We start from the raw sequence: 20,788 nt of genomic DNA, 5'->3' as shown, positions 1-20,788 counted from the left end.
GGCGTCTACTGCTGTTGCGCGGCGGCCTTCTTCATGAGCTCGGTGACATCACCGGTCTGTGCGGCGGGCGGGGCCTTCACATCGGCGGTGGCGCCGAACTTCTCGAAGTCCATGGTCACCGTCATGGTGCCGATCACCTCCTTGAAGCGGACCGGCAGGTCCTTGGAGCCGACCCAGATGTCCATGGTGACCGCGTCGACGGTGCCGGTCGCCGAGCCGAAGAGCGTGTCGTCCCCGGCCGTGAGGGCGTCCTTGTACTTGCCCATGTGGCTCTTGTCGATCACGGCCCGGTAGTGGGTCGCGCTTTTCCCTCCGACGGTCTCTTTGCCGAGGTCCTCGACGTCGCTCGCGTACTTCAGGTACCTCATGCTGGCCGCCGGGCTGCCGGCGCCCGAGTTTCCGCGCATCGCCGCGGCGCCCGCCGTGCCGAAGACGGCCGACCCGTCGACCTTCATCCACTCCTTGCCCTTGAGCGGGCCGGAGGGCTGCGGGTCGACGTCGTAGTAGTAGGCGCCGTCCACGAAGAGCGTGCGGATCGAGGGGTCGTGCGTCAGTGTCTCCATCTTCGCGGCCTTGGTGTCCATGTGGACGTCGTACGCGTAGCCGTGGCCCCAGGAGTAGGTGCCCTCCATGGCGATGGGAGCGGCGCCGTTCGCCTCGGTGGTCATCTTGACCTCGGCGGAGCCCAGAGCCTCCGTCCGGTCCGTGGCCCGCCCCAGTGCCGCCATGATCGTGTCGGCGTGGCCGACCACCTCGGCGGCCTTCTTCGTCGTCTCCGCACCGCATCCGGTCGTCCCGGCCAGCGCCGCGACGGCCACTCCCGCCCAGACCACACCCCGCGTGTACCGCACGTTCCCCACCCCTGTCCGTATGTTCTCTGCGCGCAGGACTCTAGCCGCAGGGACTGACATGACCATCACAGATTTGCGTCCGGAATGCCGACCAATTCCAGCGAGTTTCGGGAGTCCGGCTGCGGTTCTCGTCATGCGGTGACGAAACGGGTAGTGCAGGTGAAGCACCGGCATGTCCTTAGAAAGCAAGGCCGCCGTGCGCTGAGTATTGATGATTGCCGTACGAGAGTGTTACGGCCTGGGAAAGTTATGTGACGTGCGTCGCTCTGCTACTGCGGATTCCGTAGGTAAACGGCCATTGACGCAACGGTTTCCGTCAAGGTTCCATCAACGCGGGAGCGGACGAGAACGAAGAACGACGCGAGCCGCCGGAGGCGATATCGCTCCCGCCCGAACATCTGATGCACGAGTCGATCGGAACCGCTTCATGACCGACACGCTCCGCCCCGTCGAGACCGCCGTCCCGGACGCCGCCCCGACGGCGACCGGGAACCCCAAGACGCTCAAGCGTTCCATCGGCGTCGTCGGCGGAACCCTGCTGACGCTGTCCTGCGTGACCCCGGCTTCGACGCTGTTCGTGGTCATCCCCGACCTCTTCGGCTCTCTCGGCACCGCGACCGCCCTCACGATCGCGATCGGCTCGCTGCTCTGTATCGCCGTGGCGTTCTGCTACTCGGAGCTGGGCACCCTCATCCCCAGCGCGGGCGGCGAGTACGCCATGGTCTCCACGATGGCCGGACGGCTCGCGGGCTGGCTGGTCTTCGTGATGTCCCTGCTGGTGGTGATGATCGTCCCGCCGGTGATCGCCATAGGCACCGCCGACTACCTCGCCCCCCTGGTGCACCTCGACCCGGCGATGACCGGCGCAGGCGTGATGCTGCTGGCCACCCTCGCCGGTCTGCTCGACCTGCGCGCCAACGCGTGGATCACCGGCATCTTCCTCGTCCTCGAAGTCGTCGCCGCCGGCGTGGTGGCCCTCCTCGGCTTCACGCACAGCCAGCGCGGCCTCGGCAGCCTGACCTCCATGCAGGTCGCCGGAACCGGCGGACACACCGACGCCGTGACGGGCATGCTCGTCATCTCCGGGCTCGCCATCGCCCTCTTCGCCACCCAGGGCTTTTCGACCGCCGTCTACCTCTCCGAGGAGCTGGAGAACCCGCGGCGCAACGTCGCCCGCACGGTGCTGGCCACCCTCGCCATCTCCACGGTCGTCATCCTGGTCCCCGTCGTCGCCATCACCATGGGCGCCTCCGACATCGGGCAGCTCACCGGCGGCGACATCAGCAGCATGGTCACGGCCTGGTCCAACTCGGCCGTCGGCACGTTCGTCAGCCTCTGCGTCGCCCTCGCGATCATCAACGCGGGCATCGTCATGGTCATCCAGAACTCGCGCGTCCTGTTCGCCTCGGCCCGTGACAAGGCCTGGCCCGAGCCGGTCAGCAACGGCCTGTCCAGGCTCGGCCGGTTCGGCTCCCCCTGGGTCGCCACCCTCCTGGTGGGCGTCCCCGGCGCCGCCCTCTGCTTCGTCAACCTCGACACCCTGTACGGCGTCACGGGCGTGTCGGTGACGGCCATGTACCTGCTCGTCGCGGTCGCCGCCCTGCTCGCCCGGCGCGGCCACCACCGCCACACCCCCGCCTGGCGGATGCCGCTGTGGCCCGCGATACCCGTCCTGCTGATCGTCGTGCTCGCCTACGTCCTCACCCAGCAGGAGACGCGGTACCTGCTCTGGACCGGCGGCATCACCGCCGTCGCCACCCTGTACTGGGCCTTCTACCTGCGACCGCGCCGCGACACCCGCTGGCTGGTGTCGATCCCGGAGGACGCGCAGGCGTAGCCGGAGCGGCACACCGCCCGGCACCCTTCCGCCGGGCCCCGCCCCCCGACGAGGGCCTCAGCCGAAGTCCCACGTCATCACCGTGCACGACCCGTCGTCCTTGCCACCCGCACTGCGGTACGTGGCGAGGGCGACGTCGTTTCCGCTGTCCACGCCCACCCACATGCCGTAACAGCCGCGTTCCCGGGCCAGGCCTGCGAGTTCACGGACCAGCGCCCGGCCGGTGCCCCGCCGCCGGAACGGCTCCGCCACGGCCAGTTCGTACAGGAACATCTCGGTGCCCTTGTCCGGGTGGACCGTCTCGACACCGCTGACGAAGCCGACCGGCACCTCGCCCTCGTAGGCCAGGAACAGATGATGTCCCTGCGCCTCCAGGAACCGCCGGGCCCACTCGGGACGCACGGGAGCGTCGAAGAGGTACTCGGCGGCGGTCAGTTCCCCGACAGTGGCGGCGCGGCGCAGCTCCATGGCCCGTTCGTACCACGGACGCGGTACACGCGGCCCCGTCCGTACCTCCCCGGGAGGGGTGCCGGTTCAACCCGGCGGCTGTCCCCGTTGTCGGCGGGCGCCCGTACCGTTGAGGCATGGATCTTCGACTGCCCCGGCCGCGCGGGCCGCGCCGGGGGCACCTCGCCGCTCGCACGACGGCGCGAGCCCGCGGGAGCTGGGCGGCCGCCGCTGCCCTCGTGCTGCTCGCCGGCGCGGGCACCTGGACGGCCGTCGCCTCCGACGGGCCGGCCGCCGTCCACCGCTCCGACCGCGTCATGACCATGGACGGCGGAGTGCGGCTCGACACCTCGTACTTCACCGCGGGACCGTCCTCGAACCGCCGCCCCGCCGTCCTCCTCGCGCACGGCTTCGGCGGCAGCAAGGCGGACGTCCGCGACCAGGCCGAGAAACTCGCCCGCGACGGATACGCCGTCCTGACCTGGTCGGCCCGCGGCTTCGGCAGGTCCACCGGCCGCATCGGACTGAACGACCCCAAGGCCGAGGTCGCCGACGTCTCCCGGCTCGTCGACTGGCTCGCCCGGCGCCCCGAGGTCCGGCTCGACGGCAGCGGCGACCCGCGCGTGGGTGTGGCGGGCGCCTCGTACGGCGGGGCGATCTCCCTGCTGGCCGCCGCCGACGACCGGCGCGTCGACGCCATCGCCCCGTCGATCACGTACTGGAACCTCGCCGACGCCCTGTTCCCGAACGGCGTGTTCAAGAAGCTCTGGGCGGGCATCTTCATCAATTCCGGGGGCGGCTGCGTCCGCTTCCAGCCCGAGCTGTGCGCGATGTACAACCGGGTCGCGGAGTCCGGGAAGCCGGACGCGGCGGCGGTGAAGCTGCTGGAGGAGCGCAGCCCCTCCGCCGTCGGCGACCGCATCAAGGTCCCCACCCTCATCACCCAGGGCCAGTCCGACTCCCTCTTCCCGCTCGGCCAGGCCGACGCGACGGCCGAGGCGATCAAGGCCAACGGCGCTCCCGTCGACGTCGACTGGATCGCGGGCGGACACGACGGCGGCGACATGGAGACGGACCGCGTCACCTCCCGCGTCGTCTCCTGGTTCGACCGGTACCTCAAGGACGACAAGAACGCCGCCACCGGCCCCGCCTTCCGCGTCACCCGCACCGGGGGCGTGGACTCCACCGACGGCGCCGCCCTGCTGCGCGGCGCGAGTTCGGACACCTACCCCGGACTCGACAGCGGCCCGCACACCGTCGCCCTGACCGGCCGCGAGCAGCGCTTCCAGAACCCGGCGGGTGCCACTCCGCCCGCCATCTCGGCCCTGCCGGGCCTCGGCGGCTCCGGCGGCCTCTCCCAGCTCTCCAGTCTCGGCGTCGGCGTCTCCCTGGACTTCCCCGGCCAGTACGCCCGCTTCGAGTCCGCGCCGCTCCGCGAGGACCTGCTGATCACCGGCTCGCCCACCGCCACCGTGCACGTCGAGTCGACCGGCGACGACGCGGTCCTCTTCGCGAAGGTGTACGACGTCGGCCCCGACGGCACCCGACAGGTGCTGCCCTCCCAGCTCGTCACCCCGGTCCGCGTCGAGGGCGCGAAGGACGGCAAGGACGTGGCCCTGACCCTGCCCGCCGTCGACCACGCGGTCCAGAAGGGCCACCGGCTGCGCCTGGTCCTCGCCTCGACCGACCTCGGCTACGCCTCCCCGGCCGCCCCGGCCACGTACACCGTGTCGCTCCGGAGCGGCGGCCTCCAGGTGCCGACGGCCCCCGGAGTGAAGACCGCCGCCGCGCCGCTGCCCTCCTGGGTGTGGTGGCTGCCGCTCGCCGGCGCGCTCGCCGCCCTGGCGCTGCTGGTGACCGGCCGCCGCCGTACGAGCGCCCCCGCGCCCGACCCCGAACTCGCCGAAGTCCCGCTCCAGATCACCGGTCTGAGCAAGCGCTACGCCAAGTCCGCCGACCGGTACGCGGTACGCGACCTGTCGTTCCGCGTGGAGAAGGGCCAGGTCCTCGGCCTGCTCGGGCCCAACGGCGCTGGCAAGACCACCACCCTGCGCATGCTCATGGGCCTCATCAAGCCCGACGACGGCGAGATCCACGTCTTCGGGCACGCGATCCGCCCCGGCGCGCCGGTCCTCTCCCGCGTCGGAGCGTTCGTCGAGGGCGCGGGCTTCCTCCCGCACCTGACCGGCCGCGAGAACCTGGAGCTGTACTGGCGGGCCACCGGCCGTCCCCCCGAGGACGCCCACATGGAGGAGGCCCTGGAGATCGCCGGACTCGGCGACGCCCTCGCCCGCGCGGTGCGCACCTACTCCCAGGGCATGCGCCAGCGCCTCGCCATCGCCCAGGCCATGCTCGGGCTCCCGGACCTGCTGATCCTCGACGAACCCACCAACGGCCTCGACCCGCCGCAGATCCGCGAGATGCGCCAAGTGATGATCCGCTACGCCGCCGCGGGCCGCACGGTCATCGTCTCCAGCCATCTCCTCGCCGAGGTCGAGCAGTCCTGCACCCACCTCGTGGTCATGGACCGCGGCCGGCTCGTCCAGGCGGGACCGGTGTCCGAGATCATCGGCTCCGGCGACACCCTCCTCGTCGGCACCGGCGCGCCCCTCGACGCGCCCGTCGTGGAGAAGGTGGGCGCACTGCCGGGCGTGCTCTCGGCCGCCGCGACCGAGGACGGACTGCTGGTCCGCCTCGACGCCGGCGGCAGCGCGCAGCGCCTGGTCGTGGAACTCGTACGCCTCGAAGTACCGGTGGCGTCGGTGGGACCCCACCGCCGTCTGGAAGACGCGTTCCTCACCCTGATCGGAGGCTCCGCATGAGCACGCTCGTCGAGCGGACCGAGACGGCGGACGGGTACCGGGCGCGCCGCACCCTGCCGCTGCGCGTCGAGCTCGTCCGCCAGCTCAAGCGCCGCCGCACCCTGGTCATGGGCATCGTCCTCGCGGCCCTGCCCTTCGTCCTGCTCGTCGCGTTCGCGATCGGCGGGGACCCCGGCGGCCGCAACAACCAGGTCACCCTGATGGACACGGCCACCGCGTCCGGCGCCAACTTCGCCGCGGTGAACCTGTTCGTGTCGGCGGGCTTCCTCCTGGTGATCCCGGTCGCGCTGTTCTGCGGTGACACCGTCGCCTCCGAGGCGAGCTGGTCCTCCCTGCGCTATCTGCTCGCGGCGCCCGTGCCCAGAGCCCGGCTGCTGTGGTCCAAGCTCACCGTCGCGCTCGGTCTCAGCCTGGCCGCGATGGTCCTGCTGCCGGTCGTCGCGCTGGCCGTGGGAACCACGGCGTACGGCTGGGGTCCGCTGGAGATCCCCACCGGCGGCGTGCTCCCCGCGGGCACCGCCGCCCAGCGGCTCCTCGCGGTGATCGCGTACATCTTCGTGTCCCAACTGGTCACCGCGGGGCTCGCGTTCTGGCTGTCGACGAAGACGGACGCCCCGCTCGGCGCGGTCGGCGGCGCGGTCGGTCTGACCATCGTGGGCAACGTCCTGGACGCGGTCACCGCACTCGGCCACTGGCGCGACTTCCTGCCCGCCCACTGGCAGTTCGCGTGGGCGGACGCCATCCAGCCGACGCCGGAATGGGGAGGCATGATCCAGGGGACGGCGATCTCCGTGACATACGCGTTCGTCCTGTTCGCCCTGGCCTTCCGCGGCTTCCGGCAGAAGGACATCGTGTCGTAGGCCTCCGGAAGATCACCTACCGGTCTCGGCGACCCCTTGCCGTGGCCGCTTCGCAACCCTTCCGCAACCCGTCCGAGCGCACGTCACGGCCCCCTCGGCCGTCACAGTCACACAGGTCGGCCCACCCAGGGGCCGTACGCCGAGGGGGCACAGATGGCGATGAAGGACACACGGACGGCGGCCGGCACCGGCCGCCCACGCGGCGGTGCGCGGCGGGGGAACCGCCGAAGGGCGGTCGGCGCGCTGCTCGCCCTGCCGATCGCGGGCGCGCTGCTGCTCACCGGATGCGGCGCGGGCGACGGCAGCAACTCGACGGACGGCCCGGACAAGTCCGGCGGCCGCAACAACCTCCCGCTGCCGGCCCCCGCGCAGCCGACCGGCGGCGCGGCCGGACGCGACGCCGAGGGCGAGCAGTCGGACGCGCCGGACGTCCAGCCGTCGCCCGACTACCTCTCCACCTTCGCCCTCGACGTCGACACCGCGTCGTACGGCTACGCCCGCCGCAGCCTCGCGGACGGCCGTGCCCCCGACCCCTCGACCATCCGCCCCGAGGAGTTCGTCAACAGCTTCCGCCAGGACTACGAACGCCCCGACGGCAACGGCTTCTCGTTGTCCGTCGACGGCGCCCGGACGAACGACGGACGCTGGTCCCTCGTCCGGGTCGGGCTCGCCACCCGGCCCGCCGAGAGCGAGCGCGAACGCCCGCCCGCCGCCCTCACCTTCGTCATCGACATCTCGGGTTCCATGGCGGAGCCGGGCCGGCTCGACCTGGCCAGGGAATCCCTCGACGTGATGACGGACCGGCTGCGCGACGACGACTCGGTCGCCCTGGTCACCTTCAGCGACGAGGCCGAGACCGTGCTGCCGATGACCCGGCTCGGCGCCCACCGGGCCCGTGTCCACCGGGCGATCGACAGCCTGGAGCCGACCGACTCGACCAACCTCGGCGCGGGGGTGCGGACCGGGTACGCGACCGCCGTCGACGGGCTGCGCGAGGGTGCCACCAACCGGGTCGTCCTGATCTCCGACGCCCTCGCCAACACCGGCGACACGGACGCGGACGACATCCTCGAACGGATCTCCTCGGCCCGCCGCGAACACGGCATCACCCTCTTCGGCGTGGGTGTCGGCAGCGACTACGGCGACGCCCTCATGGAACGCCTCGCCGACAAGGGCGACGGCCACACGACGTACGTCTCCGACCGCGACGACGCCCTCACCGTGTTCTGCGACCAGCTTCCGCAGAACATCGACCTCACGGCACGCGACGCCAAGGCGCAGGTCTCCTTCGACCCCGAGACGGTCGAACGGTTCCGGCTGATCGGCTACGACGACAGGAAGGTCGCCGACGAGGACTTCCGCGACGACCGGGTGGACGGCGGCGAGGTGGGCCCCGGCCACACGGTCACCGCCCTCTACGCCGTCCGCACCCGCCCCGGCGCCTCCGGACATCTGGCCACCGCGACCGTCCGCTGGCTCGACCCCGCATCCCGCGCCCCGCACGAGGAGTCCGGCAGCCTGGAGACCGGCGACCTGCGCGACGGCGTCTGGACCTCGCCGTACTCCTTCCAGGTCACCGCCGTGGCCGCCTACTTCGCCGACGACCTGCGCGCGGGCGATGCCCGCTGGAGCTCCCTGCCCGGTGTCCCCTCCCTCAAGGAACTCGCCTCGCGGGCCCGCACCCTGGCCGACGTGACCGAGGACAAGGACGTCGCGGCGCTCGCCACCGCGATCGGCCGGGCCGACGAGCTGGACATCTGCTCCGACGGCTGCGCCCGGTAGAGCGCCCCGACGAATCGTGAGGACAACGGGCTCCTCACCCCGAACACAGGCCGGACCCTGGAACAGCGGGCCGGACAGGGGAACAGCGGGCCGCTCCGAGGAGCGGCCCGCTGTCCGTGGTGCGGAGTCGGTCAGCTTCCGACCGCGCCGTTGCCCGACAGGACCGGGATGTTGTCCAGGATGTGCGAGAGCGGCTCGTCGCCCTTGGCCTGGGTGGAGTTCTCGGTGCACTGCTGGTTCTGAGGGGCCGACAGGATCGGGACGTCCTGGGCGCCGATCTGCGCCAGGCCGGCGAGGTTCTGGACGTTGAGCTTGGCCGGCAGGCCGACGCAGGGCTTGTTAGGGCGCGGCGGCGGCACTGGCTCCGACGACGGAAGCGGCGAGTGCCGCGGCAGCCATAACCTTCTTGATCGCGTGCTGATCCCTTCTGGATGGACCCCGTCCACCGGAGCGACCTGGACAACTGACCCCGGTCGGCATGGTTGCTCCGATTCACCCCAATGGATCAGGTGAACGGCGTGGCGAGTAAACCCTCAGGCCATGGGTCGGGTGAATTTTGGAGGGTTCCGCGAACCGTTCGGGTGGCGACGTGCAACCCATCCCGCCGGGTTCGGTTGAGGTGGCGGCAGGAATACGCTTCAGCAGCAGAAAAGGAACCCGGAGAAATGTTCAGGAAGGCAATGGCCGTGGCAGCGGTCGCGGCTTCCGTCGTCGGTGTCTCGGCGGCGTCCGCCCCGCAGGCGCCGGCCATCGGCAACGACGGCGGCGTCACCACGGTGAACGGGAACGGTGCCGAGCAGACGTACGGTAACGCCCTGACCAAGGGCGACCAGAGCCCCCAGCTCTCGCTCGTCCAGGGGTCCCTGAACAAGCCCTGTGTCGGCCTGCCGGCCAAGCTCAACGCCCAGAACGTGCTCGGCGCCGCGCACGTCGGTCTCCAGGACGTCCCGGTCCTGTCGGCCCCGCAGAACCAGCAGTGCACCGAGAACTCCACCCAGGCCAAGGGCGACGAGCCGCTCTCGCACATCCTGGACAACATCCCGGTCCTGTCGGGCAACGGCGCGCTCGGGAGCTGACACCCGTCCGGGGCCCGGGCCGCGCGCCGTGTCCGGGCGAGCGGTTCCGGGCCCCGACGCAGGGCCGCGTCGTATATATGAATTCCATTTCTGGCGTGTTGACATTCCCGCTCCGGGTGAAACGCTTCTTCTTCGGAAGGAGCGTTTCTCCTGTTGTGAAGCTTCCGTGCCCCATTCCGGGTGGGGCGATTCGAGTGAATTCCCCCTGGGCGTACGTTTCGCAGTTTCTTCGGCGGCCCGTCCCTCGTTCACAGCCTGCAGGTCATGATGCGAGCCGCCCAAGTGCGCTCGCTCGGTTTCGGCCGACAAAGGGGCATGACCGCAGAGAAGGGAAGCCACGTGAAGGTCAGGAAGAGCACTTCCGTCGTCGTCGGCGCGATCATGGCCCTGGGCATGGCTGCCCCGGCCTTCGCGGACTCGGGCGCCGAGGGCGTCGCCGCCCATTCTCCCGGTGTCCTCTCGGGCAACGTGATCCAGGTCCCGATCCACATCCCCGTCAACGTGTGCGGCAACTCGGTCAACCTGATCGCGCTGCTGAACCCGGCGATCGACAACGTCTGCGCCAACCACTGACGTTTCGGCACTTCAGCCGCCTCCGGCTGTGCCACGGCCGGCCTTGGACCGCCTCGCGGACCCAGGGCCGGCTTCCTCACTTCTCCCAGCAGGAAGACAAACAAGAGTGCGACAGAACCTGAGTAGGGGAGTGGTCCTGGCCGCGGCTGCGACAGGCATCATGTCCCTGTACGCCAGTCCGGCCTTCGCGGACTCCAGCACGACCGCGACCGCTTCGGACTCACCCGGCGTGGTGTCGGGAAACAACGTCCAGGTTCCGGTGAACGTGCCGCTGAACATCTGCGGCAACACGGTCGACGTCGTCGCCGCCCTCAACCCGGCGTTCGGCAACTCCTGTGCCAATGGCCCGGTTGCGCAGGGCCGGCACGCGGCGCCGCACCACCCCGCCCAGCACGACGCCGGCTCCGCGCACGGCACGGGACGCGGTGCCGTTCACGGTGGCACCGACCACGCGCGCGGCCACGGTGGCCACCCCGCCGGTCGCGGTGCCGAGCACATCGGCAACGGCGGTCACGCCGGTCAGCCGGCCGGCGGGTTCGGCGGTGAGCGCGGTGGACAGAGCGGCCTTGGCGGTGAGCTCGGTCAGCTCGGTGATCTGGGCGGCTTCGGCGGTGTGCTCGGTGGCTCCGGCGATTCGGGGCACGGCGACTTCCGGCAGGGGCACTCCGGCTTCGGCGATTCGGGGTACGGAGACGTCCGGCAGGGGCACTTCGGTCACATGAGCCCCGGCCACCGTGACTCGGGCGCCCACCACGGCGGTTGGAGCGGTGCCTCGTCGTACGGCGAGACGCACGGCTCGCCCGGTGTCCTGTCGGGCGACCAGGCCGCGGTTCCGTTGGATGTCCCGATCGAGTTCTGCGGCAACACCCTGGACGTGATCGGCCTGCTGAACCCCGTGTTCGGCAACACGTGCGCCTACGAGCACGCGCCGCACAGCCACCCGACGACGCCCCCGCGGACGGTTCCGCAGCCGCCGAAGCACCACACCCCGCCCGTGAAGGTCCACGAGCAGCCCCCCGTCCCGCCCACGGTGCACCGTCAGTACACCCCGCCCGCGCTGGCGGAGACCGGCAGTGAGGGAATGCTCGCCAACGGCGCGATCAGCGCCGCGCTGCTGGTCGGCGGCGCCCTGCTGTACCGGCGCAGCCGGGCGATGTCCCGCCCGTGACGCCCCGCTCCGGGTGCCGTACGCGCTCCGGCGCCCGGCACCCGGAGCCGCACCCGGAGCCGATCCGCGCTCCAGCGTGCCCGCCGTGAACCCGGCTCCGTGCACGAAGCGCGTGGCCGGGCCGAAGACGGTGGCCGTGGCGGTGATGAGGCCCGCCACGAAGTGACCCGGCACGAAGAGCCCCGGCACGGACGGATCGACGTCCCGGCCGGCCACGGGGGAACCGTCCCGGCAGGGCCGCCGGACCCGCGCGCAGCTCGTCGTCCAGGAGACCGAGCAGCCCGCGCCGGGCCCTGAATCCCGTGGCGTGATGACCGGGATCAGCCAGGGCCGGCTCCCCTTGGCCACCAGTGGTGGCCCCCGTTGCCGCGCGGCCCGCTCGCCGCGAGGGCGCGCACGTCATCCGACGGGACCAGTCCGGCGGGCCGGAAACCCGGGCGGCCACTTGGCGCAACACCGCGGCTGAGTCCGCGAGGGACCAGCCGGGCGGATACGGCGGATGCGTCCTGCTGAGAAAGCGGTGCCCGCCGACGGGACTTCCCTCGGGACCGACCGGAATCAAGGGGCGCGGTGACCGGGCCGGTCACCCCTGAGAGTGATCGTCAGAACGCGAGACCGGAACACCGGTTGGCTGAATGAACATGCGTATGACTGAGTGTCAGTCATCGGAAAGGAAAATCCGAGGAACAAGAGGGAGAGGAGCAGGCATGGCCCCAGAGCAGCGGCCCCGGAGCGGAAAGCTGGCGTTCATCGCGGCCGGCATCGTCACGTCGGTCGCCCTCGCGTCCGGTCCGGTGTACGCCGTGGGTGCCGGGGCGGTGCGGGTGGGCGACCCGCCGGCTCCGACACCCACGACGGCGAATCCGCCGGTGAACTCCTCGGCCGGCGGCGTCGTTCCGGCCGCCGGCGCGAACCCGGCCGTGAGGCCCGCGTCGACGCCCACCGGGCCGCCGGCCTCGACCCCCGCCGTACCCGAGAAGCCCCGCGCGGACGGGGCGAACCCGGCCCGGCCGGGCGTCGCCGGGCTGCCGGCGTTCGGCGCCTACCTCGACTACGGGCCCGAAGGCGTCGCCCGTATCGCGCAGCTCAGCCGGTGGCTGGGCGGTACCGAACTGCGGGTCGGACACACGTATCTGCCCGGCGACCGCTGGAGCAACATCGAGGGCGCGCCCGGATTCCTGGACGCCTGGGCGGACTGGCGGCGCCGCCAGGACGACCGGATGCTCGTCCTGAACGTCCCGATGATGGAGCACAACGAGGAGGGCCTTTCCGACGACCAGGTCCGCCTGCTGCTGGGCGAGGCCACGACGGGGGCCTTCGACCACCATTTCCGCGCGCTTGCCGAGCGGCTCGTCGAGCTGAAGGTGCCCGACACCGTCATCGTGCTCGGCTGGGAGATGAACGGCATCACGTACACCCATCGCTGCGGGCCCGACCCGGAGGCATGGAAGACGTACTGGAACAGGATCGTCACCGCCATGCGGTCGGTGCCGGGGCAGAGATTCCGGTTCGATTTCGCGCCGAACCGCGGGCGGGACGCCGTTCCCTGGACCGAGTGCTATCCCGGTGACGACACGGTCGACATCCTCGGCATGGACGCCTACGACCAGCCGTCGGGACTTTCGTTCGAGGAACAGGTGAAGGAGCCGTACGGGCTTCAGGAGCAGGTGGATTTCGCCAAGGCGCACGGCAAGTCCATTTCGTATCCGGAGTGGGGCCTTTACCGGAACGGCGACAACGCGACGTACATGAACGACATGCTCGCCTGGATCGACGAGCACAAGCCGGTGTACAACACGCTCACCGACTACTGCCCGCACGGCGTGTGGCAGTGCCAGGACAACCCGCAGGCGGCCCAGGCCTACCGGGCCGCGCTGTCCCACGTCACCGACTCGCCGCCGACCGCTCCGGCACCGACGCCGACCTCCCAACCGGCGTCGACGCCGACACCCGCGGCCTCCGAACCGACTCAGCCCCCGGCGCCGACGTCCGAACCGGTTTCGACCCCGACGCCCGAGGCCACCTCCCGGCCCGAGCCGGCCTCGACACCGACGCCCGAGCCGGCCCCGGCGTCGGAACCGGTCGCGACCCCGGAGCCGGCCTCGACACCCGAGCCGGTCTCCAGTCCGACTCCGACTCCGACCCCGACTCCGACGTCCAAGCCGAAGCCGAAGCCGACCCCGGTCAAGACGCCGAAGCCGGTCCCGACTCCGGTCGAGACGTCGAAGCCGAAGCCGACCCCGGTCGAGACGCCGACGCCCGAGCCGGTCCCGACCCCCGCCAAGACCCCGGTGTCCGAGCCGGTGTCCACCCCGACCCCGACGCCCACGCCGCCCCCGGCACGCGAGCCCGTCCCGGACGTGACACCGGACCGGACCACCTGCGCGTCGCTGGATCTCGGTGACTGGGTGGAGTACTGGATCGGCGGCAAGCCGTGCGTGCACCTCGACTTGCCGTCGGACGAGTGGTGGTCGGGCGACTGGTGGTCGAGCGGCTGGTGACCCCGGTGGCGGCGGGCCGGTCAGGACCCGCCGCCACCGCGTTCCCGCCAGCTCCGCAGCAACTCCTTGCCCCGCCGGCGCGCGGCGACGTCACCGACGACCGCCGAGATCAGCGGCGCCGTACGTCGGCGGGCCAGGAGCAGTCGCTGGTTGAGGACCGGGTCCGGGCGCCAGTGGTGCTTGTACGGTTCGTCGCCGCGCAGCAGGCTCAGCGTCCCGCGGTCACCGCCCTCGGTGTGCCGGGAGCAGGCGTCGAGCAGTATCACCGCCACGTCCGCCTTGCGTTCGCGCAACCCCGGATGGGCGCCGTACAGATAGCCGCCCGCGAGGCGCCGGGACAGCAGGGTGAGGTCCACGGCCATCACGGCGCCGTCGAGCCGGAACTCGGTGACCACCGCGTCCCCGGACCGCACCATCGGGCCCACCGAGCGGACCAGATGCTCGGAGAACCGTTCCTGGAGGTGCTCGGACGTCACCTTCCGGTCCGCCCACTGCAGCCGGTGCAGTTCGAGCAGCCGGCCGAGGGCCGCGGCCACCTCGTCGTGGCCCACCACCCGCCGTTCGACCCCGAGCGCGGTGAGTTTGCGCAGCTTGGCCCGGACGCGCTGGGCCTTGGAGGAGGGGAGACGGCCGATCAGCTCGTCCATCGAGACGGCCGGAAGCTCCAGACACAGGGAGTCCCCGACCTGGCGGCGCGGCCCGCTCCAGTGCTCGTAGACCCGCTCCACGGCGCCGCCGGGGCGGACCTCGCGGAAGTCGATCAGCGCGGTGCGGGCCGCGGCCGACAGTCCCTCGGCGAGCAGGGCCGCCGCACGGTCGGCGTGTTCGTCGTCGAGGAGGACGTCCGCGTAGTCGGAGATCGGGCCGCCGAGCGGCACGAGCGCCGGCAGCCGGCGGCGGGCCCGCATCAGTGGCGCGACCGCGAGCAGTTCACCGCCCTCGCGCACGACCACCAGCCGCAGTCGCCCCGGTGTCCCGTAGGACAGCCACCAGGAGTGCAGCCAGGCGTGGCTCTGGAAGGCGGTGGCGGCGCCGCACCGGTGGTACAGGCGTCCCCAGGCCGCCGCCATGTCGGCGAACTCCCGGTCTTCGGTGATGAGTTCGGCCCGCGCGGTGTCGAGGACACCGGCCTGGAACGTCGTCGCGCTCACCGCTGGCCGTGCACATCGGCGGCGGTGGCAGGGCTCGGTACCGAGGCCGGGCGGGCCGGGTCGGCGGACCGCCGGGGCCGGACCAGCAGCAGGAGACCGCCGAGCAGTCCGCCCGCGCTCGCACCGACCAGGCCCGTCACCGTCGGGGACGGCGACGACGCCGAGGCCGGCTTCACCGCGCGGGAGAACGACAGAAGCTGGACGTGGGTGCTCTTCTGGCTCGCGTTGGCGTGCCGGGTCAGCGAGCGGGTGACCGCGTTGGCCATGTCGGCGGCCTGGTCGGCGTGTGTGGAGGTGGCGGAGACGGCGATCATCGGGGCGTCCGGTGAGGTCGCCGTCCGCACACTCGCCTCCAGCGTCCGCACCGGCACACCGGCCCACACCTGCGCGTCCCCGAGCACCGCGAGCTGCGTGGCGACACGGCCGTAGGCCTGGGCGAAGCCGAGCGCGGCCGAGGGATCGCCCTTGTCCGTCGGGACGGCGATGACATAGCTCGTGGCCGTGTAGGACGGGGGCTTAACCACGCCGTACGCGCCGCCGAGCGCGCCGCCGAGCACGGCCGTGGCCGCGAGCAGCGACCACGCCGGAATGGTCCTCGCCCTGGAAGGGGCCGAACCCCAGGGGCTATGGCCCCTGGTGAGGTTTTCGGACATGTGGAACTCACTCCAGTCAGGTGCGCGCGACAGCGGCCGCGTACACGTCCATGAGCTGTGCGGCGCTGCGGGTGATGCAGTAGTGGTGGGCCGCCTCCGGGGCCGAGCGGGGGGCGGGGCCCCGGGCCCGGACGCCGGTCAGCGCCCGGGCGAAGGACTCCGCGCCGCCGCCGACCCGGGTGGCGCCGCGGGCCGTTCCGGGTGGCAGGTCCTCGACGGCCGGGCAGGAGACGTACAGCACCGGAAGTCCGGCCGCCAGCGCCTCCACGACGGCCAGCCCGAACGCCTCCTCGGGGCAGGGCGAGGCGAGGACGTCCATGGCCGCTATCAGGGACGGCAGATCGGCGCCGGGAGAACCGCCGGCGGGGCGCTCCCCGGCGAGCAGGACCCGGTCCGCGACCCCGGCGTCGTGCGCCGCGCGTCGCAGCGCGACCTCCTCCGTGCCGCCGCCGACCAGCAGCAGCCGGCAGTCGCCGGGCAGTTCGGCCAGCGCGCGGATCAGGACGTCGAACCGTTTGCCGGGCGCGAGCCGGCCGACCCCGCCGACGACGAACGCGTCCTCCGGGAGCCCGAGCCGGCGGCGGGTGCGTTCGCGCAGGTCCGGGTCGAAGCGGAAGCGGGCGATGTCGACGCCGTTCGGCACGATCTCGATGCGCGGTGCGGGCACACCCCAGCGGCGCAGGCGTTCGGCGACCGTGGGCGAGACGGCGACGGTCGACCGGCCGAGCCGCTCGCCGGCCAGATACAGGGCGCGTACGCCGGGTCCGAGCGGGCGGCCCTCCATCTGCGAGTCGCCGAGCGAGTGCTCGGTGGCCACCACCGCTCGCACCCCGGCCAGCCGGGCGGCGAGCCTGCCGTACACGCAGGCCCGGTAGAGGTGGGTGTGGACGAGGTCGTAGCGGCCCGCGCGGATCACCTTGACCAGGCGGGGGAGGGCGGCGAGGTCGCGATTGCCGGACATGCCGAGATGGATCACGCGCACACCGTCGGCGGCGAGCCCGGCGGCGACGGGGCCCGGGTTGGTGAGCGTCACGACGTCGCAGGCGACGGGCAGGTGCCGCAGCAGCAGTCGCAGTTGCTGCTCGGCGCCACCGATCCCGAGACCGGTGATGATGTGCAGCGCCCTCACCGGCCCGCCTCCACCGGGCGGCGGCGCAGCCGGTGCAGCCGGTGCTTGAGGAACAGGCGTACGGAGGTGTCGTTCTCGCCGATGTGCACACGCGGGAGGGCGTACGGGCCGGTCAGCGGGCCGGGGTCGATCGCGCAGCCGTAGCCGTAGCCGGCGTCGCGGACGGCGTCGACGACCCGGCGGTCGACGGTCCCGTACGGATAGCAGAAGCCGTCGACGTGAGCACCGATCAACTCCGAGAGCACCGCTCTGCTCTCGGCGACCTCGGCGCGCAGCACGGCGTCGTCCGCCTTCGTCAGGTCGACATGGGTGAGTCCGTGCGAGCCGACCTCCATGCCCTCGGAGGCGGCGGCGAGCCGGATGCCCTGCTTGCCCAGCAGCGGCTTGCGGGGGCCCAGCGGATCCCAGGCGTTGTCGCCGTCGAGCCGGCCGGGCAGCACGAAGAGGGTGGCGCCGAATCCGTGGCGCCGCAGGAGGGGCAGAGCGGTCCCGACGAAGTCGGCGTACCCGTCGTCGAAGGTCAGGGCCACCAGATCCCGGCCCTGGCCGCGGGCACGGGCCGCGAGCAGGTCCGCGACGCACACCCCGCGCAGCCCGTGCCGGCTCAGCCAGCGGAACTGCTGGTCGAGGCGGCCGGGGGAGACCGTGACGTGGTACGGGTCGTCGGAGCAGTCCCCGACGGAGTGGTACATCGCCACCCAGGGCGGCGCGTCGAGGGCGTTCTTCGTACCGGTACGTCTGCTGCTGTCAGCGGAAACGGGCACAGGAAACCCTTCGTGTGACGGAACGGAGTGCGGAGGCGAACCCCTCGACCCGGAAGGCCCAGGCCAGCAGGGCGAAGACGACGGTCACGACCGTGCCGCCGACGACGAGTCCGAGCAGCGGGGAATCCACGCCGCTCGCGCACAGACCACCGGTCACCGCAGCGGTCAGGGCGGCCCGCAACGGTTTGCCGATCTCGGACAACACCGCCCGGGTACGGATCGGCACACTGCGCGGACCCATGCCGTACAGCAGGAGCCCGGCGGTGAGGGTGATGCCGGCCGCGTTGGCCGCGGCGATTCCGCAGACCCCCCAGGGGCCGACGGCCAGGACCCCGGTCCAGCAGGTCGCGACGATCCCCGCGGTCATCGCGAACAGCGGGTACCAGGTCGGCCGCCCCGAGCAGAAGTACGAGCGCACGAGCGCGCCGACCAGGGTGTGACCGAGCAGTCCGAGGGCGTACACCCGTATGACCGCCGCGGTGGCCGCCGTGTCCTGGGCGGTGAACGCGCCGCGCTGGAAGAGCAATTGGATGATCTGCGGGGCGCACGCCACGACCGCCGCCGTGCCGAGGAGCACCGTGCAGGCGACGAGTGTCAGATCGCGCTCCACCCGGTCGCGGGCCCGCTCGGTGTCGCCCTCGGCGATGGCCTGCGCGACCACCGGGAAGGTGACCGTGCAGAGCATCAGCGAGAGCACCATCGGCATCTGGGCCACTTTCTGGGCGTAGTTCAGATGCGAGATGGCCCCGGCGGGCAGCGAGGAGGCCAGGAAGCGTTCGATGAGGACCTGGGACTGCCGGCACAGCGCGAAGAGCAGCACCGTGCCGACGAGGGTCAGGTCCATCGGGCGGGCCGGCTCACCGTCCAGGGTCCCGGGCGCCGACTCCCCGCGCCGGAGCTGCCGCCACAGCGACGGTGCCTGCGCCACCACCATCAGTCCGCCGCCGACCGCGACACCGAGCGCCGCCGACCGTACGCCGTAGCGCGCGCCGAGGACGAACATCGCCGCGATGATCCCGGTGTTGTACGCCATGTAGATCGCCGCCGGTGCGACGAAGCGGCGGTGCGCCCGCAGGGCCGCGCTGCAGTACCCGGCGAGCCCGAACGAGAACACACAGGTCGCGGTCAGCCGGGTGCAGTCCACCGCGAGCCGGGGATCGGGCAGGCCGGGCGCGAGCGCCTCGACCAGGTACGGCGCCCCCGCGATCAGCAGGGCCCCGACGGCCGCGAAGGCGAACGCCAGCCGGGGCAGGGTGGCGGCGACCAGCGCGCGTACGGGATCACCGGCGGCTCCCTGGGCACGCCGGGTCACGGCGACGCTGAACGCCGGGATCAGTACGAAGGCCAGCCCGTCCTCGATCAGTAGGGTCGCCGCGAACTCCGGCACCGTCCAGGCGACGAGGAACGCGTCCGTGTCCGACCCGGCCCCGAACAGATGCGCGAGCGCCTGGTCCCGGCCGAGGCCCAGCAGGGCTCCGGCGATCGAGAGCGCGATGGTGACGAGAGCCGCCCTGGCGAGAAACCGGTTGGACGCTGCCTCGGGCCGGCCTCCACCCTCCCGGGCCCCGGGCACCCGCCCACCACGCGGCCCGGCACGGGCACGCTCCCGCGCACCCGCACTCGTGCCTGTGCCCGTGCCCGTGCCTGCACCTGTACCCGTGCCCGTGCCCGTGCCTGCACTCGCACCCGTGCCACCACCCGCACCCGTCCCGAAGTCCGGGTTCGTGTGCGGGTCTTCGCCCGCCCTGGGCGGTGTCACCGTCATCGCGCCGCGGCCTCTTCCCGTACGGCGGCGGTCCGCGCGGACGCCTCGGTGCCCGGCGTCGCCGACGGATCCATCAGCGCCCACCAGCCGATGACGCCGAAGACGACGGCCGTCAGGACCGTGGAGGGGCCGCCGATGTCCGCGTACACGAAGTCGACCAACTGCCAGACGAGCAGCCCGCACGCGACGAGCGCGCAGTCCGTGCCGGGCGGGGTCCGGCCCGCGGCGAGGCCGGATTCCGTGCCGTCCCGTGCCGCGCGGCGCACGCGCACGAGCCCGCGCAGCGCACTCACCAGCAGCACGAGCCAGCCGCCCGCCAGGGCGAGCAGTCCGACGAGACCCTGCTCGCTGAGCACGAGGAGATACATGTTGTGCGGCGAGAGCAGCGCCTGCTTGTGGAAGGCGGCCCCCGCGCCCGCGATGTCGCTGCCCGAGGACAGCGCGAGCGAGGCATGACCGTCCCGGTACTCGGGGAAGCCCTTCAGCCCGACGCCCGTCAGCGGGTGCTCGCGCCACATGTCGGTGGCCGCCGCCCACATCGTGTACCGGTCGGTCACCGACTGGTCCGGCGCGTCGGTGACCCGCGTGATGCTGGTGACCCGCTCCTGGAGCATCGCGCTGCCGAAGCCCAGCCCGCCCACCAGGATCACTCCGGCCGCGGCCAGCACCGCGACCGTCCGCACCGCGCGCCGCAGCCCCGCCAGCACGAGCTGCGCGCCGCAGGCCACGGCCGTGGCGATCCACGCGCCCCGGCTGAACGAGAGGGCCAGCGGCGGCAGCAGGGCCAGCGCGCACACCGCGGCGACCGCGCGACGCCGTGCCTCGTCCGATCCCAGGGCCAGTGCCACCGCGCACACCAGCCCGAACGCGACCACCGTCGCCATGCCCATCACGTCGGTCGGCCCGAACGTGCCGACCGCCCGGACGTCCTCGCCCTGGTACGAGGCGCCGGTCCCGGTGACGTACTGCCGTACCCCGACCGCCCCCTGCCACAGCGCCAGCGCGACGAACGACCAGGCCAGCAGCCTGAGGTCGCGCCGGTCGCGTACGAGCAGCAGGACCGCGGCCGGCACCAGCACGAAGATCTGCAGATACCGGGTGAGGCCGGTGATCCCCGCCCCCGGGTCCACCGCCCCGGCCGCCGCGACCGAGATGCCGACCACGGGGAGCCCGAGGACCAGGGCCGCGGTCGCGGACAGGGGGCGCCGCCGGGTCCGTACGAGACGCCCCGCGCAGCAGAGCACCACGAGACCGGACATGGCGTCCGCGATGTTCGCGCCGCCCTCGCCGCTCGGCGCGATCGGCAGCCCGAGCAACGCGATCACCGCGACGACGGGCAGCACCGGCAGCGCCCGCCGCAGGGCCGCGGTCACGGTGCCCAGGGGAGTGAAGGGCAGGGCCTGGCTCAC

At 72.3% G+C, this 20,788-nt stretch carries 15 protein-coding genes and 2 pseudogenes; 8 read left to right on the top strand and 9 right to left on the bottom strand.

Annotation, left to right across the window (positions count from 1 at the left end):
* Positions 1-5: 5 nt before the first annotated feature.
* Positions 6-851: a hypothetical protein gene (locus tag ACWEBX_RS21130; protein ID WP_451886365.1), complete on the bottom strand. Its 846-nt coding sequence runs from the start codon at positions 849-851 to the stop codon at positions 6-8.
* 427 nt (positions 852-1,278) lie between these two features.
* Between ACWEBX_RS21130 and ACWEBX_RS21125 the strand changes: the two genes are divergently transcribed.
* Entirely contained in the window at positions 1,279-2,688 is a 1,410-nt protein-coding gene (locus tag ACWEBX_RS21125) for an APC family permease (RefSeq protein WP_451886364.1), read from the top strand.
* A gap of 57 nt (positions 2,689-2,745) precedes the next feature.
* Here ACWEBX_RS21125 and ACWEBX_RS21120 read toward each other — a convergent pair whose 3' ends face one another.
* A complete protein-coding gene (locus ACWEBX_RS21120; RefSeq protein WP_451886363.1) occupies positions 2,746-3,156 on the bottom strand; it encodes a GNAT family N-acetyltransferase in 411 nt (136 codons plus the stop codon).
* 116 nt (positions 3,157-3,272) lie between these two features.
* On the opposite strand from ACWEBX_RS21120, the gene ACWEBX_RS21115 reads away from it, so the two are divergent.
* The 3 genes from ACWEBX_RS21115 to ACWEBX_RS21105 all read left to right on the top strand — a co-directional run bounded on the left by ACWEBX_RS21115 (position 3,273) and on the right by ACWEBX_RS21105 (position 8,599).
* Positions 3,273-5,957, top strand: a complete 2,685-nt coding sequence (locus ACWEBX_RS21115; protein ID WP_451886362.1) for an alpha/beta fold hydrolase — start codon at positions 3,273-3,275, stop codon at positions 5,955-5,957.
* Positions 5,954-6,817 carry an ABC transporter permease gene (locus tag ACWEBX_RS21110; protein ID WP_451886361.1) on the top strand — a complete coding sequence of 288 codons (864 nt, stop codon included), beginning with the start codon at positions 5,954-5,956 and terminating at the stop codon, positions 6,815-6,817. The genes ACWEBX_RS21115 and ACWEBX_RS21110 overlap by 4 nt, the downstream gene beginning before the upstream one ends.
* A 153-nt stretch (positions 6,818-6,970) precedes the next feature.
* Positions 6,971-8,599 (top strand): YfbK domain-containing protein, encoded by a 1,629-nt coding sequence (locus ACWEBX_RS21105; RefSeq protein WP_451886360.1) that lies wholly within the window; start codon positions 6,971-6,973, stop codon positions 8,597-8,599.
* 131 nt (positions 8,600-8,730) lie between these two features.
* Here ACWEBX_RS21105 and ACWEBX_RS21100 read toward each other — a convergent pair.
* Positions 8,731-8,998, bottom strand: a pseudogene (locus tag ACWEBX_RS21100) (rodlin).
* Between the two features lie 266 nt (positions 8,999-9,264).
* Between ACWEBX_RS21100 and ACWEBX_RS21095 the strand changes: the two are divergent.
* The 4 genes and pseudogenes from ACWEBX_RS21095 to ACWEBX_RS21080 all read left to right on the top strand — a co-directional run.
* Positions 9,265-9,675, top strand: coding sequence for a rodlin (locus ACWEBX_RS21095; protein ID WP_451886359.1), 411 nt, complete (start codon positions 9,265-9,267; stop codon positions 9,673-9,675).
* A gap of 315 nt (positions 9,676-9,990) precedes the next feature.
* Positions 9,991-10,248 (top strand): chaplin, encoded by a 258-nt coding sequence (locus ACWEBX_RS21090; RefSeq protein ID WP_451886358.1) that lies wholly within the window; start codon positions 9,991-9,993, stop codon positions 10,246-10,248.
* Positions 10,249-10,354: 106 nt separating this feature from the next.
* Positions 10,355-11,416: a chaplin gene (locus ACWEBX_RS21085; protein WP_451886357.1), complete on the top strand. Its 1,062-nt coding sequence runs from the start codon at positions 10,355-10,357 to the stop codon at positions 11,414-11,416.
* A 707-nt stretch (positions 11,417-12,123) separates the two neighbouring features.
* A pseudogene (locus ACWEBX_RS21080) lies at positions 12,124-13,425 on the top strand (glycosyl hydrolase); the annotation flags it as partial.
* Positions 13,426-13,937: 512 nt separating this feature from the next.
* On the opposite strand, the gene ACWEBX_RS21075 reads toward ACWEBX_RS21080, so the two are convergent.
* The 6 genes from ACWEBX_RS21075 to ACWEBX_RS21050 all read right to left on the bottom strand — a co-directional run bounded on the left by ACWEBX_RS21075 (position 13,938) and on the right by ACWEBX_RS21050 (position 20,788).
* Positions 13,938-14,987, bottom strand: coding sequence for a GNAT family N-acetyltransferase (locus ACWEBX_RS21075; RefSeq protein WP_451886377.1), 1,050 nt, complete (start codon positions 14,985-14,987; stop codon positions 13,938-13,940).
* Positions 14,988-15,064: 77 nt separating this feature from the next.
* Entirely contained in the window at positions 15,065-15,721 is a 657-nt protein-coding gene (locus ACWEBX_RS21070; RefSeq protein ID WP_451886356.1) for a lipopolysaccharide biosynthesis protein, read from the bottom strand.
* Positions 15,722-15,737: 16 nt separating this feature from the next.
* Positions 15,738-16,850, bottom strand: coding sequence for a glycosyltransferase (locus ACWEBX_RS21065; RefSeq protein WP_451886355.1), 1,113 nt, complete (start codon positions 16,848-16,850; stop codon positions 15,738-15,740).
* Positions 16,847-17,542, bottom strand: coding sequence for a polysaccharide deacetylase family protein (locus tag ACWEBX_RS21060; protein WP_451886376.1), 696 nt, complete (start codon positions 17,540-17,542; stop codon positions 16,847-16,849). The genes ACWEBX_RS21065 and ACWEBX_RS21060 overlap by 4 nt, the downstream gene beginning before the upstream one ends.
* A gap of 55 nt (positions 17,543-17,597) precedes the next feature.
* Positions 17,598-19,379: a murein biosynthesis integral membrane protein MurJ gene (gene murJ, locus ACWEBX_RS21055; protein WP_451886354.1), complete on the bottom strand. Its 1,782-nt coding sequence runs from the start codon at positions 19,377-19,379 to the stop codon at positions 17,598-17,600.
* Positions 19,376-20,788, bottom strand: coding sequence for an O-antigen ligase family protein (locus ACWEBX_RS21050; RefSeq protein ID WP_451886353.1), 1,413 nt, complete (start codon positions 20,786-20,788; stop codon positions 19,376-19,378). The genes murJ and ACWEBX_RS21050 overlap by 4 nt, the downstream gene beginning before the upstream one ends.

The sequence above is a fragment of the Streptomyces sp. NPDC005070 genome, from assembly GCF_053600395.1.
This window is presented reverse-complemented; position numbering and strand designations above follow the sequence as displayed.